The organism is Glycomyces sp. NPDC046736, assembly GCF_040645615.1.
Taxonomy (GTDB): Bacteria; Actinomycetota; Actinomycetes; order Mycobacteriales; family Micromonosporaceae; genus Glycomyces.
In genome coordinates this window covers 1-17,372 of sequence record NZ_JBEYYO010000031.1, presented here as the reverse complement: position 1 = coordinate 17,372, position 17,372 = coordinate 1, and the positions used below count along the sequence as shown (strand labels likewise).

Annotated in this window: 8 protein-coding genes; 3 read left to right on the top strand and 5 right to left on the bottom strand. The window is 70.3% G+C overall.

Annotation, left to right across the window (positions count from 1 at the left end; all coding sequences use genetic code 11):
• Nucleotides 1-138: 138 nt before the first annotated feature.
• On the top strand, nucleotides 139-2,988 hold the full coding sequence (locus AB0B28_RS21995) for an Hsp70 family protein (RefSeq protein WP_360124649.1): 2,850 nt from the start codon (nucleotides 139-141) through the stop codon (nucleotides 2,986-2,988).
• 7 nt (nucleotides 2,989-2,995) lie between these two features.
• On the opposite strand, the gene AB0B28_RS21990 is transcribed toward AB0B28_RS21995, so the two are convergent.
• From AB0B28_RS21990 to AB0B28_RS21980, 3 genes are all read right to left on the bottom strand, one after another.
• A complete protein-coding gene (locus AB0B28_RS21990; RefSeq protein ID WP_360124647.1) occupies nucleotides 2,996-7,318 on the bottom strand; it encodes a CHAT domain-containing protein in 4,323 nt (1,440 codons plus the stop codon).
• A gap of 90 nt (nucleotides 7,319-7,408) precedes the next feature.
• Nucleotides 7,409-8,152, bottom strand: coding sequence for a hypothetical protein (locus tag AB0B28_RS21985; protein WP_360124644.1), 744 nt, complete (start codon nucleotides 8,150-8,152; stop codon nucleotides 7,409-7,411).
• A gap of 78 nt (nucleotides 8,153-8,230) precedes the next feature.
• Entirely contained in the window at nucleotides 8,231-10,489 is a 2,259-nt protein-coding gene (locus tag AB0B28_RS21980; RefSeq protein ID WP_360124696.1) for a glycosyl hydrolase family 18 protein, read from the bottom strand.
• A gap of 197 nt (nucleotides 10,490-10,686) precedes the next feature.
• On the opposite strand from AB0B28_RS21980, the gene AB0B28_RS21975 reads away from it, so the two are divergent.
• The gene (locus AB0B28_RS21975; RefSeq protein WP_360124641.1) at nucleotides 10,687-12,651 is read left to right on the top strand and encodes an AarF/UbiB family protein; all 1,965 of its coding nucleotides are present in this window, start codon (nucleotides 10,687-10,689) and stop codon (nucleotides 12,649-12,651) included.
• Nucleotides 12,652-12,693: 42 nt separating this feature from the next.
• On the opposite strand, the gene AB0B28_RS21970 is transcribed toward AB0B28_RS21975, so the two are convergent.
• On the bottom strand, nucleotides 12,694-14,469 hold the full coding sequence (locus AB0B28_RS21970) for a glycoside hydrolase family 18 protein (RefSeq protein ID WP_360124638.1): 1,776 nt from the start codon (nucleotides 14,467-14,469) through the stop codon (nucleotides 12,694-12,696).
• A gap of 164 nt (nucleotides 14,470-14,633) precedes the next feature.
• Nucleotides 14,634-16,037, bottom strand: a complete 1,404-nt coding sequence (locus AB0B28_RS21965; RefSeq protein ID WP_360124635.1) for an MFS transporter — start codon at nucleotides 16,035-16,037, stop codon at nucleotides 14,634-14,636.
• Nucleotides 16,038-16,155: 118 nt separating this feature from the next.
• Between AB0B28_RS21965 and AB0B28_RS21960 the strand changes: the two genes are divergently transcribed.
• Nucleotides 16,156-17,073 carry a LysR family transcriptional regulator gene (locus tag AB0B28_RS21960; RefSeq protein ID WP_360124632.1) on the top strand — a complete coding sequence of 306 codons (918 nt, stop codon included), beginning with the start codon at nucleotides 16,156-16,158 and terminating at the stop codon, nucleotides 17,071-17,073.
• Nucleotides 17,074-17,372 lie beyond the last annotated feature (299 nt).

The following is a 17,372-nucleotide window of genomic DNA, read 5'->3' as shown; positions in this document are numbered from 1 at the left end:
CCGCGCTGTATCCTCGCGAGGGATCGCCGGAAGCCCGCCGACCGATCCACCCGCCCGCCGAACCGTATAGGATATAGGATATATCCTATCGGATGTCGGCTCGGTGGAACCGCCCCAGCATCGAATGAGTAGGCCCGCGTGCAGACCCCCGTAATGCTTGCCGTCGACTTCGGCACCACCCACACCGTCGCCGTCGTCGGCCGCGAAGGGCAAGAACCCCGCACCCTCATCTTCGATGGCTCGCCGCTCCTCGCCTCCGGCGTGTACCTCGACGCCGAAGGCACCCTCCACACCGGACGCGACGCCCAACGGCTCGGCGCCACCGACCCCGAGCGGTTCGAGCCCCACCCCAAACGCCGCATCGACGACGGCTCGATCCTCCTTGGCGACAAGGAGATCCCCGTCGAGGAACTCCTCGCCACCGGCCTGCGCCGCGTCGCCGAAGAGGCCGCCGCCTCCGGACTCGGCCCCACCCAGACCGTCCTGACCCACCCCGCCGACTGGGGCCCGGTGCGCCGCGGCGCCCTCGAACGCGCCGCCGACCTCGCCGGGCTCGGGCCCGTTCGTATGGTCCCCGAGCCCATCGCCGCAGCCACCTACTGCGCCACCGTCCTCGGCCAGGAGATCCCGCGCGCGGGCACCGTCGCCATCTTCGACTTCGGCGGCGGCACGTTCGACGTGGCCGTGGTCCGCCGCGAGGACACCGGCCGCCTGCGGACCCTCGCCGTCGGCGGCCTCGACGACCTCGGCGGGCTCGACGTCGACATGGCGCTGGCCGCGCACCTCGGCCGCGTCGTGGCCGGGCGCGATCCCCAGCTGTGGCAACGCATCGACCAGCCCGAGACCACCGCCGACCTGCGCGACCGGCTCGCCTTCTGGGCCGAGGTGCGCGCGGCCAAGGAGATGCTCTCGCGCACCTCTACCGCGCCGGTGGCCCTGCCCGGCCACAACCCGATGGGCCTGCACCTCACCCGCGACGAGCTCACCAGCCTCGCCGACCCGCTCGTGGCCCGCGCGGTGGACGAGACGCGCCGCACGATCGAACGCGCGGGCGCCGCCCCCGCCGATCTCGCCGCCGTGCTCCTGGTCGGCGGCTCCAGCCGGATGCCGATGGTCGCCACCAGGATCCACTCTCGACTCGGCGTCGCCCCCTCGGTGCCCGAGCAGCCCGAACTCCCGGTCGCGTTCGGCGCGTACCAGTACGCCGCAACGGAAACCGACGACGCCGACGCGACCACGCCCACCGCGCTGCCCGTGGCCGACTACGCTCCCTACCCGGTACCCGACCTGCGGGCCCCGGCCCAGACGCCGCCCGCACCGCTGCCGTCCCCGCCCGCACCTGCGCAGTCGCCTTACACGCCCGCGCCCTCATCGCCGCCGGTCTTCTCGCCCAGCACGGCTTCGCCTGCGTCGCCGCCCCTCTCCTCGCCCTACACGCCCTCGCCCCCGCCGGTCTCGGACCCGACGCCCCAACGGCTTCCGTTCACGCCGCAGGCACTCCCGCCGAGTGTCCACACCGGACCGTTGCCGAACGCCGGGCCGCCGCACAGGTTCCTGGCGTTCTCGGTCGTCTCCAGCATCGTCACGGTCATCGTGGTCGCGCTCGTCATCGCGCTCAACCAGACCGACTGGGACGGCATGCTCGAAGGCCTCGGCGGCGACAACCCCCTCAGCGGCCTCGCCGAGAGCGCGGGCGAGCTCCTCGACACCGACCCCTCACCCGAGCTCGAACTCGTCTCCGAGACGCAGCTGTCCACGTCGGACGCCACCGCCATGACCACCGCGGGCGGCGTCGCCTACATCGGCGAAGCCAGCATCGGCCTGACCACCGTCACCGCGATGGACGCCACCGGAACGACATTGTGGACTCAGGAGTACGAGCTCGAACCCACTGAGCTGCACCTCGGCGTCGTCGGCGACGTGCTCTTGCTCGACGCCGCGTCCTCGGCCACCGACGCGGGCGAGGACATGCGCGCGGCCGTCGCGCTCGCCGACGGCGCTCTCCTGTGGAAGCAGCCCTGGTACGGGCGCAGCGACGTCGCCTATTACGGCAACGAGGCGATCGTGGAGCAGCGCGACGGCTTCGAGGACAATGCCGTGATCCGCATCGACCTCCTCACCGGTAAGCAGGTCTGGAGCAAGGAAGGCCCCTACGACCTGTTCATCATCGACACCTACCGCGCCCGCGCCGAGGCGATCTGGGACGAGGGCGAGGGCGGTCCCGGCACGATCCCGCCGAACTCCTATGCGCTGCACGACAACCTCGCCGCCACCGACCGACTCGTCGAACTCGACCCCGACGAGGGCACCGCGGTGGTGCGCGACGCGGCCGACGGCTCCGCGATCCACAGCGGCGACCTCCCGCTGGACGGGAACATCTGGACCGCATACGACGGCCTCGCGATCGGCAAGCTCTCCGATGACGCCTCACCGGGCCGAGCGGCATTGGGTGCGTTCGCGATCGACGGCTTCGACGAGTCCTGGAGGATCGAGTTCAACGCGGGCTTCAGCATCAAGAACGTCAAAGCCTGCGGCCCCGGGCTGGTCTGCGCCGCCGTCGACCACTCGGACGCCAGCGACCAGTACAAGACCATCGCGATCAACACGCGAACGGGATTGCAGGAGTGGGAGATCGGGGTCGAGTGGCATGTGGACGAGCACTGGTATTCCGGCCCGAACGGCATCGTGCTCGGCGACCAGCCCTTCGACTACGTCAGCTCCGCCCAGCTCCTCGGCTTCGACGGCACGATCCGCATGGACGCCGAACTCTTCCAAAGCGTGGCCGCCCTCCACGGCGACCTCGCCGTGGTCGAGTCCTACGGCTCCGAACGCCAGATCACCGTGGTCAACCTCGCCGACGCCACACCCTCCGCCGCCATCCCCATCGGCGACGACTTCATAGAACACGCCGCAATCGACGCCGACCTACTGACCATCCTCACCGAAAACGGCAGAGCCCTCACCTACCGAATCCCACCCGTCTTCTGATCGGCGCTTACGGACCGATGTGGACGTAGGAGGCCCACAGGAGGGTCGGGGTGTCTTGTCTGCGGAGTTGGGTTGTGGCTGCGTGGAGGGCGGTGGCGGCCTTGTCGGGGTTGAGGGTTCCCGAGGTGGTCGGGTCCGTGAGTCCCTTGTAGAACATCATTGAGGTGGCGACCGCGCAGACGTCGTCGACCGACCATTGGGCCGCTACGACGTGGTCGAAGCCCGCGAGTTGCATGGCTCCCGCCAGGTGGAGGGCTTCGTCGGGGAGGTCTTCGGCGCCCCAGGCGGTTTCGCAGGCCGAGAGGTAGGCGAGGCGGGCCGAGGGGGAGCGGCGGTGGGCGAGGTCGGCCAGAGTGAGGGGGTGGTCGTGGCAGAAGAGGGCGCCGCCGGGGAAGCGGGCCGGGTCTTGGGCGCCGTGGCCTGCGAAGTGCAGGAGCGCATGGGATTCGAGGCCGCGCAGGACCGCGTCGCGGTGGGCGTCAGGGCCTTCGAGGAGCGTCGCGTCCGGCACGGCTTCGAGCAATGCCCCTACCTCGGCTTTCGCGTGCGGCAGGGGCGGCAGGCCGGGGGTGGCGGACAGGTCGACGGCCAGCAGCTCGGCCTGGCTCGCATGCACTTTCCCCACCTGCGATGAGAGGGCCCGGACCGTGGCCGTGTACGAGTAGACGAACGACTCGGGCCCGGCCGCGTGGAGCGGCAGGAGCGCGAGATCGCCTGTGGGACACCACCACAGGCGACCGGAGGTCACCTCGGCGTCGGCGAGCGCCCGCATCACCGGGTCGACCACGACCCGGCGCAGCCACTCCAGCGTCTCCTCCAGGTCCCGGTTCGCGCGCCGCACCGCTTCCTCGCCGTCGCTGAGGCTCGCGAGGGAGCGCAGCAGCGTCCGGGTCCGCTCGGTGAGCCCCTCGGCGCCGTCGATCTCCAGGTCCGGCAACGACACCGGCTCCACGCCGTCAGCGGTGACGATCAGCGCGTCGCACCTCAGGTCGCTCACATTCACGACCACGACCGGCCCGCCCGCAGCGGCTCCCTGAAGGCGTTCCATCGAAGGAAGCCGCTGGAAGTCCTCGAAGCCCGGGAGCGCCCGTACCTGTTCGACCAAGTCGTCCAGTTCCTCAGAGAGCTCCCGCCGCCGGTCGCCCGCAAGCGCCCGGCTCCAGGTGGGCAAACCCGGGATCGCCTCGGCCGCAACGAGATCGGTCGGATCGACGTTGAGGAGTGCCCGGACGCGGCGGATGTGATCGGCGAGGTCGGGCACCCGTTCGGCGAGCTCGGCCATGTCGTCGCGCGCGTCGAGCGACCGCGCGAGCAGCACGCCTCGGCCCTCCTCCAGCAACCGCAGCGCCGTTTCCGGTTGTCCCGCATTGAGGGCGATGGCCGCCGAAGTCCGAGCCAACCCGTCGGTCCGCGTCAGCGCGTCGAGCAGGTCGTCCCGCTGGAACCCGTGCCAGGCCAGGCGGGGGAGTTCGGCCATCGCCGTGCGGCAGGCGTCGAGCGCGGCGTCCCAGTGCTCCCGCGCGGATTCGAGGCCGGTTTGGAGCCGCGCCGCCATGAAACGGGCCGGGGCGGGCCCGATGCCCGAGCCGGTGGCCTCCTGAAGCAGCGCGACCGCCTCCTCCGTGTCGGCCTCGTCCTCGTTGAGCGAGGCCCGCCCTGCGAGGATGAGCGCGAGCACGTTGACGATGCTCGGTCGGCGCGGGTCGTCCGCGTCGGCGGCGTCGAGTGCCTCCCGGGCGGCGGCCACCGCTTCGTCGGCCAAGGCGCGATCCTCGTTGTCGCGGAGGTGCACCATCAGTGAGAGCGCAAGGGCACCTTGGAAAGCGGGGCGGCGCGGGGTGCCGGCGGGGCAGATGCTCACGGCCTCGCGCAGGTGCTCGACCGATTCGACAACGTCCTCGGGGAGCTCCTCGACCGCGCCCCTCGACCTGAGCGCGTGGGCCAGCAGCGCGAGGCCTTCGGCCCTGGCGAGCGGCTCGACCTCGGCCTCGACGGCGGCGCGGGCGGCCTCGACCGCCTCGTCGGCGTCGCGGCGATCGCGCCGGTGACCGTAGCGGTGGACCAGAGCCATCGCGAGTTGGCCCCGATAGGGGCCGAGTGCGATGTTGTCCGGCGGAAGGACGGCCACGGCCTCCCGCCAGGCGTCGACGGCGTCGTCGATGTCCGAGACGGACCCGAACCAGGTGTACCGGGCGGTGAGCACCATCCCCAAGCCCGCCAGGGCGAACGAGATCCGCAGGTCGTTGTCCCTGCGCGCGTTCTCGACCGCGCGGCGGGCGACCCGCACCGCCTCGGTCAGGTCCTCGGGGCGGCCCCGCCATTCGAACCGCGCCCGCAGCGCCGAGGCGAGCGTCGCCAAGTACAGCGACCGCTCCGGGTGGTCGATGGGGATCGCCGCCTCGGCGGCGGCGAGCGCCTCGACGGCCCGTTCCAGGGCGTCGCCGTCCTCGAAGCGGTCCACGCGGTGCAGCAGCACCGAGGCGAGGTAGAACGGTACTTCGGCGCGCAGCGCCCGCGTCAGGCGCGAGATTCCGGCCGCCCGTTCGAGGAGTCGCAGGGCCTCGTCGAGCGCGTCGAGGTCGCCGGTCTCCTCGTAGGTGAGCGACAAGACGCGCCCGAGGGTTGCCAGCGCGGTGGCGAGTTCGGGCCCGCCGTCCCCCTCGCCCAGGCAGTGCAGGCCAGCACGCGACCACTCCACCGCGAGCGGGAGCGCGCCTGGATCGCCGTCACTGTAGCGCCGCATGTGCAAGTGCCCCAGGCGTACCGCGGGAAGCCACCGCTCCGCGTCGTCCTCCGCGGCCTCGAACACCTCGCTGAAGATCGCGATCGCCCGGTCGCGGGCCGATTCGGATTCGGTGAGGTCGAATAGGTTCGCCTCGATCTCCCCGATGAGGAGCCGGGCGCGCCGGGCCCGGGCACTGGCGCTGTCGAGCATGGCGAGCGCGCGCTCGGCGGTGCGCTTGCCCGCCTCGGCGTCGGCCTCGCGTCCGAACCGGGAGAGGCGTTCGCAGTACGTCTCGGCGAGCCGAATGAGGGCCTGGCCGGTGACGCTCTCGTTCGCGGTGGCGATGATCCGTTCGAAGGTCGCCACGGCCTCGTCGGCATGGTGTTCCTCGCCGGTGTGCGTGAACCGGGCGAGTTCGGCGACGCCGAGGTCGAGCAGGGTCGCCGGGTCGGACCCGGCCGCCCGCAGCGAGGCGACGCTCTCCTCCAGGTCCTCCTCTCGGCCGTGGAGTTCGAAGCGCGCCAACAGCGCCAGGCCGAGGACGCGGCGGCGCTCGGCGGCCAGCTCCTCGTCCTCGACCCCGGTCGATCGGCCCGCCGCCGCGAACACCGCGTCGAGGTCGCTCTCGCGGCGGTCACGCGCATAGCGCAGCGAGAGCGCGATCGCCGACTGGACCGACCACAGCGCGAATCCCTTGTCGCCCTCGGGGAACCGCTCCAGCGCCCGGTCGAAGGCCGCGATGGCGGCGTCGAGGTCGGCGTCCGAGCCCTGGCTCCGATACCGGCGCAGCAGCGCCATCGCGGCGCAGGGCTCGAACCAGTCCTCGGGGTCGGAGGCGATGTGGAGCGCTTCGAGCGCGGCGTCCACCGCCTCGTCGAACTCCTCGGGGCGCATTGCCGCGGGCGCCTTCTGGGTCAGGGCGGTGGCGAGGTTGGCGAGGATCACGGGCCGGTCGGGGCTCTGGGCCTCGACCAGGCGCACGGCGCGGCGGGCGAGTTCGATCGCGTCGTCGAGTTCCGTTGCGTCCGAGTGGAGGAGGGCGCGCATGCGCAGGCAGTTGCCCAGGTTCGACATCATCGACGGGACGGCGGGATGTCCGGCGGGCAGGCATTCCAGGATCGCCCGGAAGAGCGACGTGCAGGTCTCGAGCGCCGCTGGGTCCTTAGTGGAGATCCAGCGTTGATGCTCTTCGAAGGCGCGCCCCAACTCGTGTTCGAGCAGGACCACCGGCGGGGTGCCGACCGTGGCGACCCCGTCTCGGATCGGTTCGGGCACCAGGTCGGGCGCGAAGGCGCCGAGGCACGCGAACAGCGCGAGCATCCACTGTCCCTCCTCGACCGTCTCGGGGGTGACCTCCCCGGCGCGGTGCACGTGTGCGAAGTGGAACGACGCGAGTACGTGCAGCGCTTCGAGATCGATGACGACCGCCGGTGCCTCGGGTGAGTCGGGGAACAGGACGCAGCATGGCGCCAACGTCATCGCCTCGCGCATCGCCTCGGGATCGTCCACGGCCGTATGGTCGTCCTCGCTCCAGTAGCGGATGAGGCGGGCTTCGAGGGAGACGGCCGCGGCCTCGGCGGCAGCCCAGTCGGTATCTTCCCGCATGTGTCCTCCTGGGGTCTTTCATCCGGTTCCCCAGCATGACACGATGAATCCTCAGTCGCATGACCGGAATGACGGGTGCCGCACCGTCGTCTAGGCGAACCTCGCTCTCCAGGCGGCGGCCTGGTCCGGTCTTCCGGTGCGTTCGAGGTGTTCGACCAGCATTCCCGCCGCGCCGCCGTGGCCCTGTTCGGCCGCTGCCGCGAGGAATGACTCGCCTTCGTCGGGGCGGCCGGACTCGAAGAGCAGTCGGCCCAGGTTCGCGGTGCCGTCGGTGTTGCCCTCGCGGGCCGCGGCGCGGAACCAGTGTTCGGCCTCGGCGTCGTGCTCTGCGATCATCAGCTGCACCGCGAGGTTGTTCATCCCGGTGCCGCTTCCGGCCTCGGCGGCCCGCCGATACCAGTGCAGCGCTTCGTCGTCGCGGCCCGCGCGCTTGAGGTGGACGCCGAGGTTGCTCATCGCCAGCGCGTGCCCGGCCTCGGCGGCGTGCCGGTACCAGTGCTCGGCGGCCTCCTGCTCGTGCGGCTCGGTCAAGGACAGGGCCAGCTCGAACTGCGACCAGGCGTCTCCGGCCTGCGCGCCCCTTTCGAGCCACTGCCGCGCGTCGGCCGTGCGGCCCGCCTCGCGGCCGAGCCACACCATGCACTTGACGGCGGTGAGGTCGCCCGACGCGGCGGCGTCGCGGAAGTGCCCGGCGGCGGCCTCCAGCATCCCGGCCTGGGCGAGCTTGCCGCACCACATCGCGGCCACGTCATCGTCGTCGGTGTCCGCCGCCTGGGGAAGCACGGCCAGCGCCAGGGGGCCGACGCCCTGCGCGAGCAACTCCTCGTCGTTCATGCGGTCAAACTATCCAGCGGTCGCCACCCGGATATACGTTGGGGGCGTGGTTTCTCCACGCCCCCAACGGTATAGGGGTTAAGACAGACCGCTGTCGATGGCCGACATCAGCGTCCCGTCGTCCCCGGACATCTCCCAGACCATGACGCCGAGGAGCTCCTCGGATCTGACCCAGTCGGTCTTGAGTCCGATCGACCACGGGTCGTCGAAGGACCACCACTGGCCGCCGTTCCCGGTGTAGCAGTAGGTCGCTCCGGCCTGCTCGTCGTGGTGGACGGTGCAGCCGGGCACGGACGCGAGCAGGTTCGCGTACCCGCGAGTCCCGGCCTCCTCGGCGAACTGTCCCGGAGCGGCCCCGTTCGCGGCCTGCCATTCGCCGTTGACGCCGCCGTCGGCGACGCCCTGCCAGCCTCGGCCGTAGAACGGGATGCCGATCGTCAACTGGCGCGGGTGGACTCCGGCGTCCAGATAGGTGTCGATCGCGATCTCGTTGGAGAAGTGGAACGAGTACGGATCGTCCACATCGGTCGTCTGGTTGGCCTGGTGCCCGGTCAGATTCGGCTCCCACGAGTTGTCGCTGCCCGAGCCGTGGAAGTCATAGCCCTGGACGTTCGCGAAGTCCATGTAGTCGAACACGCTGGGCGTGCCGTCGGCGCGGGTGATGTCCCACCCGGCCTCGACCTTGTCGGGGTCGGCCGGGGTGAACGCGGTGAGCAGGTAGTCCTTGCCGGTCTCGGCCGAGCGCTCGTCGAGCTGGCGGCGGAACTCCTCCATCAGGAGCGTGTTGTTCTCCTTGTCGGCCGGGCTCACGTGGTTGCCCGGGTGTCCTTCGGCCCCAGGCCATTCCCAGTCGAGGTCGATGCCGTCGAAGACCCCGGCCGCGACGCCGTCGCCGCCCGCGCCGTTGTACAGCGGGAGGTTCCCGTCGATGTACATGTCGATGCACGAGGCCACGAACTTCTCGCGCGAGGCCTCGGTGGCCGCCGCGTCGGAGAAGAACTTCGAGTACGTCCAGCCGCCGATCGAGATGAGCACCTTGAGGTGCGGGTGCTTCTCCTTGAGCTCCAGGAGCTCGTTGAAGTTGCCGCGCAACGGCTCCCACCCGGTGTCGCCCACGCCGTCGACCGACTGCGAGGCGGCGAACGCGCGCCCGTAGTCGGCCTCGGCGTCGCCCGCGCCGGTGCCCTGGTCGGGGTCCTGCGGGTCGGGACTGGTGCCCTTGGTGACGCCATTCATGCAGGTCAAGTTGACCGGGTCGATGTTCGCGAACGCATAATTGATGTGCGTGAGCTGCGCGGCCGCGCCGGAGGTGTCGAGGTTCTTGACGAAGTACTGGCGGCCGTAGATGCCCCATTGGACGAAGTAGCCGACGCGGGCGTGCTCGCCCGAGCCGATCGCGTCGTCGGTCTGGGCCGTCACCGGCGCGCTGTGCGGGGAGGCGTTGTCGTAGGCGTCCCTGGCGACCACGGTGAACTCGTAGGTGGCGACGGGCGCGAGTCCGCCGACCACGGCATTCGTTGCGGCCGTGGAGGTCGCGTACCGGCCGTCGCGGTATACGTCGTACCCGGCGATCCCCGACGGGTCGGTCGAGGCCGACCACGACAGGCTTACCGAACCGGAGGTCACGCCGGTGACCTGGAGCCCGGTGGGGGCGGGCGGCGGGTCGGTGTCGTCGGCCGGGTCGAGGGTCTCCACTGTGACCGGTGCGCTCTCATCGCCTTCGTGGCCGCGCACGTCGACCGCTCTGACGGTGAAGGTGTGCGCGCTTGCGGGCGCGAGATCGGACACCACCACTTCGGTGGCCGAGGTGGTGGCCGCGACCTGGCCTTCGGCGAGTACTTCGTAGTGGTCGACGGGGTGGTCGCCGGGCTCGGCCGCGTCCCAGGCGAGGGTCGCGGTGGTCGTGGTGCGCGCGGTGGCGGCGAGCCCGGTGGGGGCGGCGGGCGGCGCTGCCGGGCTGCCGTCGCACTTGTCGCCGTTGATCAGGCACCCGGTGGGCTCGGCGGGGCTCTGTGCGAGCACCCAGGGGCTGTAGGGCTCCAGGGTCCCTCCCGCGGGGACGGTGGCGTTGTAGTGCTCGTTGACGATCGTGACGTGGCGGCCCGACTGGGTGGCCTTGCCGTAGAAGACCTGCCCGAGCTGCGCGCCCTCGGGGAGGTCGAATTCGAGGGTCCAGCCGGTGATCGCGGCCGAGGTGGGGTTGGCGATGACGTACTTGGCCTGCCAATAGGAGCCGAAGTCGGTGGCGGTAAACGTGGCGGTGAGCCCGGTGGCCTGGGCCGAAGCGGCCCCGGCGTTGAACATGCCGGACAAGAGCATCAGGGATGCCAACGCCATCAAGGCGCGGCGGATCGCGGTCATGACAGTCTCCTTGGAACCGTTGAGGGACGGACGAAGGTGGGGGACCGTTACTGACAGTAAAGCTTATTAATAGATAAATGTCAATGCCACACGGACGGCGCGCCGCCTCCCCGCCTGTGGCCGCCGCGTCATACCCTGTGCTGTCGAATCCGTGCGCTGAAAGGCCGAGCCCCATGCCCGAATTCCTCCTCTCGGTGATCGGCGTCGGCATCAACACCGCCGCCGTCGCATACGTCGCCACCCGACTCCTCGACATCAGATACACCCTCTGGCGCCTCCTGGTTGTCAGCATCAGTGGTTACGGCGTGATCCAATACGGACTCCTCCCGGCCCTACTCGACCAGTACCGCTTCCGCGAACCCACCAGCGACGAACTCCCCGGCGTCTTCGCCCTCTGGCTCCTCGTCTTCGTCTGCGCCCCCGTCTTCGCCATGATCATGCTCGTGATCTGGGAAGCCGTGATCCCCACCGGCGCCGTCCCCCCGGCCCGCACCTGGTTCAAAGGCCTGCGCACCCGCATCAGGCGCACCCGCCGCTACCTCCAGATCCTCGCCATCGCCGCCCGCCACGGTCTCATCGGCCTCCTGAGGGGCCGCCGCCAAGCCGCCCAGGACGCCGAGATGGCCCGCGCCCTCCGCCTGGCCCTCGACGACGCCGGCGTCACCTTCGTCAAACTCGGCCAGATCCTCTCCACCCGCCGAGACCTCCTGCCCGCCGGTTACATCGCCGAACTGTCCAAACTCCAGGACCAGGCCGCGCCCATCCCCGGCACGACCGCCGTGCGCATCGTCGAAGCCGCCGCCGGAGCCAGCGTCGACGAGATCTTCGCCGAGTTCGACCCCGAACCCATCGCCGCCGCCTCCATCGCCCAGGTCCACACCGCCGTCCTCCACGGCGGCGAAGCGGTCGTCGTCAAAGTCCGCCGCCCCGGCGCCCAGCAGGCCGTCGAACGAGACCTCGACATCATCCGCCGCCTCGCCCGCACCCTCGACCGCCACACCTCATGGGGCCGTTCGATGGACGTCCTCGGCCTCGCCGACGGCTTCGCCGAAGCCCTCCGCGAGGAAGTCGACTTCACCGTCGAGGCCCGAAACCTCGCCCAAGTCGCCGCCGCCCACGACAGGCGCAACGCCGAAGTCCGCGTCCCCAGCCCCCACCCCGACCTCTCCGACGACCAGGTCCTGGTCATGGAACGCCTCCCCGGCGTCCCCCTGGCCACCGCCGGGCTCGCCGACCGCGGCCTCGACGGCAACGCCCTCGCCGCCGCGCTGCTACGCGAGATGTTCGACGAGATCATGGTCGACGGCATCTTCCACGCCGACCCCCACCCGGGCAACCTCATGCTCCTCGACGACGACCGCATCGGCCTCATCGACTACGGCTCCGTCGGCCGCCTCGACCGCGAACTGCGCGCCTCCTTCGAGGCCATCCTCCAAGCCGTCGACCGCCAGGACGGCCCCGCGCTGGCCGACGCTCTGGTGAGCGTCTCGACCCGCCCCGAAGAGCTCGACCAGACCGGGTTCGAACGCGCGCTCGGCTCCTTCATGGCCCGCCACCTCGTGCCCGGCGCGGCCCCGGGCATCCGCATGTTCACCGAGCTGTTCCGCATCATCGCCAAGTACCGCATCGTGATCCCGCCCGAGCTCGCCGCGGTGTTCCGCACCCTCGCCACCCTCGAAGGCTGCCTGACCGCCATCGACGCGCGCTTCGACCTCATCGGCGAGGCCCGCCACATAGGACAGCGATACGCCGAGCGGCGGCTGCGACCGGCCGCCGTCCAAGACCTCGTCCTCGAAGAGGTCACCGACCTGCTTCCGGTGCTGCGCAAGCTTCCCCGCCGCCTCGACCGGCTCGTGGCCGCCGCCGAATCGGGCCAGCTCACCGCCAATTTCCGGCTCTTCGCCAAAGCCGACGACCGCCGCACGATCACCGCCTGGCTGCACCAGACGCTCCTGACCGTCCTCGCCGCGGCCTCAGGCGTGATGGCCGTGATGCTGCTCGGCATCGAGGGCGGGCCCACGCTCACCGAACAGATCTCCCTCTACCACTTCTTCGGACTCTCGTTGCTGCTCATCGCATCCGTGATGGCCCTGCGGGTCCTGGCCGACATCTTCACCAAGAAGCACCCGCCCGAATGAGTCGGGCGGCGGGCCCGGTCCCGGCCCGCCGCCCCCCGTTCCCTAGAGCCCGTCGAGGTAGGGACGGTGGCTGTCCATGAACTCCCAGCCGTAGTACTTGTCCCAGTTGATCGACCAGGTCATCAGCCCGCGCAGGTCCGGCGAGGGCCCGCCGCGCAGCGTGTACCCGCCGCAGTTCGAACCCGACGTCAGGCAGTCCAGCGCCTGGTGGACGTGAGCCGGGGAGGTGTACCCGTTCCCGGCGCTGACCGCCGCGGGCAGCCCGAACGCGATCTGGTCCTCCCGCAGGCCCGGGAAGGTGTGCCCGGTGTTCGCCACGGGGAAGCCCGCCTTGATCATGTCGGTCATCGCGATGTGGAAGTCCGCGCCGCCCATGTTGTGGTACTGGCCGTCCAGACCCATCACCGGACCGGAGTTGTAGTCCTGCACATGGAGCACGTCGAGGTCGTCCCTCAGCGCGTGGATCACCGGCAGGTACGAGCCGGTGCGGTTGTCGCCGCCGCCCGCGCCGCCGTAGAACTGGTGGCCCACTTGGACGAAGAACGTCTCGGGCGCCATCGTCAGCACGAAGTCGTCCCCATAGGACGCCGTCAGCGTCTTGAGCGCCGAGATCAGGTTGACGATCACCGGTGTGGTCGGGTTGCGGAAGTCCGTGTCGCCGGGGTTGAAGTACAGCGAGTGGCCTTCGAGGTCCACGTCCAGGCCGTCGAGCCCGTACTCGTCGATGATGGCGCTCACCGACGACACGAACGCGTCCCGCGCGGCCGTGGTCGTGAGCTGCACCTGGCCGTTCTGGCCCCCGATCGAGAGCAGGACCTTCTTGCCCTCGGCCTGCTTCTGCCCGATCGCGGCGATGAACTCGGCCTTCGACTCCACATTGGGGCATTCGGACGCCGGGCACAGCGAGAACCGGATGTCGCCCGAGGTCGGGGTCGTCGGCTCGCCGAACGCGAGGTTAATGATGTCCCATTCGGATGGCACGTCGGCCATCCTGATGTAGCCCGAGCCGTTGGCGAAACTCGAATGCAGGTAACCGATCAGCGCCCGGTCGGCGATCCCCGAATCGGCGCAGCCGGTCGTCCGCGCGCTCACCGAGGCCGGCGTGCCCGAGCCCTCGGCGTTGTAGGCGCTCACGCTGAACTCGTAACTGGTGCAGGCCGACAGGCCCGTGACGGTGGCAATCGTGGCGGTCGTATCGGCGACGACGGCCGTGCCGCGGCGCACCTTGTAACCGTCCACATCGCTCACCGCGTCCCAGGCGAGCGTCACGCTCGTCTCGCTGGAGGCGGTGACCCGGGCCGAGCCGGGTGTGCCCGGGACCCCGCCTTCCCCGCCGCCGTCCCCGGGCGGCCCGTCGAGCGACACGTCGTCGACGAAGAAGTCGCCCTGCCCGTACCAGCCGTGCACGTAGATCTCCACCGACGTCTGGGTCGCGCCGGTCGTGAACGAGGTCTGCAACTGCGTGTACGAGGCGGCCGAACCCGTCCAGGTCTGGTTCGCGCCCGTCGCGCCGACGTAGACGTACGAGCCCTGGACCCACGCGCTGAGCGTGTAGGCGCTCGACGGCTGCACCGGGACGGTCAGCGCGCAGCGCCCGATGGACGACGCACTCGCGGTCGACTTGAGCGCCTTGGTGCCCGAACGCGTCGGCGCGGCCACGACCTCGGCCGACTCGCACGACCACGGTGCCACCGTTCCGGATTCGAACCCGGGGTCGGCCACCAGGTTCGCGGCCTGCGCGGGCGAGGCCACGAGCGCCCCGCCGAGCACCAGACCCATTGCGGCCAAAAGCGATGCGAACAATCTCGGTCTTCTCATGCGGTACTCCCAAGGGGAACTCGAACGGAGGGTGCGGGCTCGGGTGCGTCGGGTTCGAGCATTAACCGTAAAGCTTACTTACAATAAATGTCAATATCTCACTGCCAGAGGTACCGGGAACGCCGCAGGCCCGGACCACTCGGTCCGGGCCTGCGGCGTGCGCGTCAGGAAACGCCCGCGAGCTCGCGCTCGGGCTCGTCCTGGACGGCCTGCTTGCGGCCGAAGTTGAACGCGCCCAGCACTACCGCGATCACCGCGGCGGCCAGCGGGACCAGGAGCGCGGCCCGGTAGCCGTCGAGCAGCGCGCCCGGGGCGTCGGAGGCGGTCGCCGCCACGTTCACCGCGGCCACCCCGGCGAGGCCGAGGGCCGCGCCGAACTGGAACGAGGTGTACAGGAGGCCGCCGGCCAGGCCCTGCTCCTTCTCCGCGATCCCGTTGGTGGCGATGATGGTCAAGGGGCCGTAGGCGAAGGTGAAGGCCAGGCCCATGAGGACCAGGCTCGGCAACATGCCTACATAGGACGTGTCGGCGCCTGCGGTGAGGAACCACCCGAACGCGAGCGCGGCCGAGACCAGACCGGCCAAGAGCACCGGGGCGTTCCCGAAGCGGCGCACCAGGACTGGGGTCAGCGTCGGAGCGAGGGCCACGTCGAGGCCGATGACCAGCATCGCCAGGCTCGCCTCGATGGTCGACCAGCCGCGCAGCTCCTGGAGGTAGAGCACCACGAGGAACTGGAAGCCGAAGAACCCGGCCATGAACAGCATGCCGATGAGGTTGGCGCGCACCAGCGAACCGGAGCGGAAGATGCCCAGGCGCACCAGTGGCTCGGGCGTCTTGCGCTCGATGAGCACGAACAGGGCCACAAGTGCGAGGCTGAGACCGATCGTGCCGATCGTCCAGGCGGCGCTGACGTGCGTGGCCCGCTCCACGCCGAACACGAGCAGCACGATCGCGGCGGTGATGGTGAGGCCGCCGAAGAGGTCGAAGCGGTGACCGCTGCGGTCGGGGCGCGGGGACTTGGGGATGAGGATGAGCGCGGCGACCAGGAGGACCGCGGACAGGCCGACGGGCATGAAGAACACCCAGCGCCAGTCGATCGTGGTGAGCAGACCGCCGATGACCATGCCGAGCGTGAAGCCGCCCGCGCCGATGCCGCCGTAGATCATCAGGGCCCGTTCGCGTTTGGGGCCTTCTTCGAATCCGGTGGTGATGATGGACAGTCCGGCGGGGGTCATGAACGCGGCGGCGAGGCCGGTGATGAAGCGGGCCGCGATGAGGGTGGCCGAGTTCTCGGCGAGGCCGCCGAGGCCGGAGAACAGGAGGAAGACCAGGAGCGCGACCAGGAACACCTGGCGGCGCCCGATCAGGTCGGCGGCGCGGCCGCCCAGCAGCATGAAGCCGCCGTAGCCGAGCACGTAGGCGCTCACGACCCACTGGAGGGAGCCGGTGGACAGGCCGAGTTCGGCGCGGATCGAGGGCAGGGCGATGTTGAGCATGGCCACGTCGATGCCTTCCAGGAAAATCGCTCCTGAAAGGACGAGCAGCACACCCCATTCACGGGCTTTCACGGGTACTCCTTGGTTCAGTCGTTGGCTTGCCCTGAAAGCTTCGGTCCGATCGCGGGCGGGAACAACGACGAAGAACGCAACGTTCATTCAGTCAGACTTACCGATACGGAGGACGCCCGTGGAACGCGACGAGCTCGAATGCTTCCTGATCCTGGCCGAGGAACTGCACTTCGGCCGCACGGCGGTGCGCATGCGCCTCTCCCGCGCCCGCGTCAGCCAGTTGATCCAACGCCTCGAACGCCGCCTCGGGGCGCCGCTGTTCGAGCGCACCAGTCGCAGTGTGACATTGACTGAGCTGGGCGAACGCTTCCGCGACGAGGTCGAGCCGCACCACAGGGCGATCGAGCGGATCCTCGCGCGCACGGCCGCGGCGGCGCGGGGCATCGGCGGCACGCTCCGCGTCGGCTTCTCGGCTTCGCTGACCGGCGAGATCGCGATGCGAGCGGTCGACGCGCTCCGGGCCGATCACCCCGAGCTGTCGGTCGAGATCTGCGAGATGTCGTTCACCGACCCGTTCACGCAGCTGCGGGATCGGTACTACGACGTGCAGTTCATGGAACTCCCGGTTCGCGAAGACGACTTGGGCAAGTCAGCGACGCTCCTGACCGAGCCGCGCCTGCTCGCGATCGCGGGGGACCACCCGCTGGCGGAGCGCCCGTGGATCACGATGGACGACCTCGCGGAGGTCCCGCTGGTGAGGATCGAGGGGAATGTGCCGGACTACCGAAGGGAGACCCAGTCTCCGGGGCGCGCGCCGGGCGGGAGGGAGATCCCGCGCGGGCCGGGCGTGACGAGCCTCCAGGAGGCGCTGATGCTGGTGGCGGGAGGCAAGGGCGCGTTGCTGACCGGGGCGCACACGGCAACGCACCAACCGAGGCCGGGGATCGCGTACCTGCATGTGATCGACGCCCCGCCAGTGCGCTACGGCCTGACCTGGAGAGCCGACGAACGAACAGCAGCGGTCGATGCCTTCGCTGAACGCCTAACGGCGGACATCGCCAAGACGGCCCCAGACCTGGTCCCCTTGGCGGCCTGAAGAACCCGACCCCCACACTCGGGTGTGTCGCGTCCCAAGCGCCCCCGGTTCTAATGATCGCCGATGGGTACGACACCGCTGGCGCGCTTGCGTACCCCGCGGCCGGGCGTGTCGGAATCCGAACGCCCCCGGTTGCAACGATCCCGCATGGGTACGACATCGCCGCGACGGGCGCTGCCCCCGCGCTCGGGCGTGTCGCCACTGAGTCGCCCCCGAATCAATCATCGCGCGAGGGACCGACAATCCCTCGCCGCCGACCGCCGACCGCCGACCGCCGACCGCCGACCGCCGACCGCCGA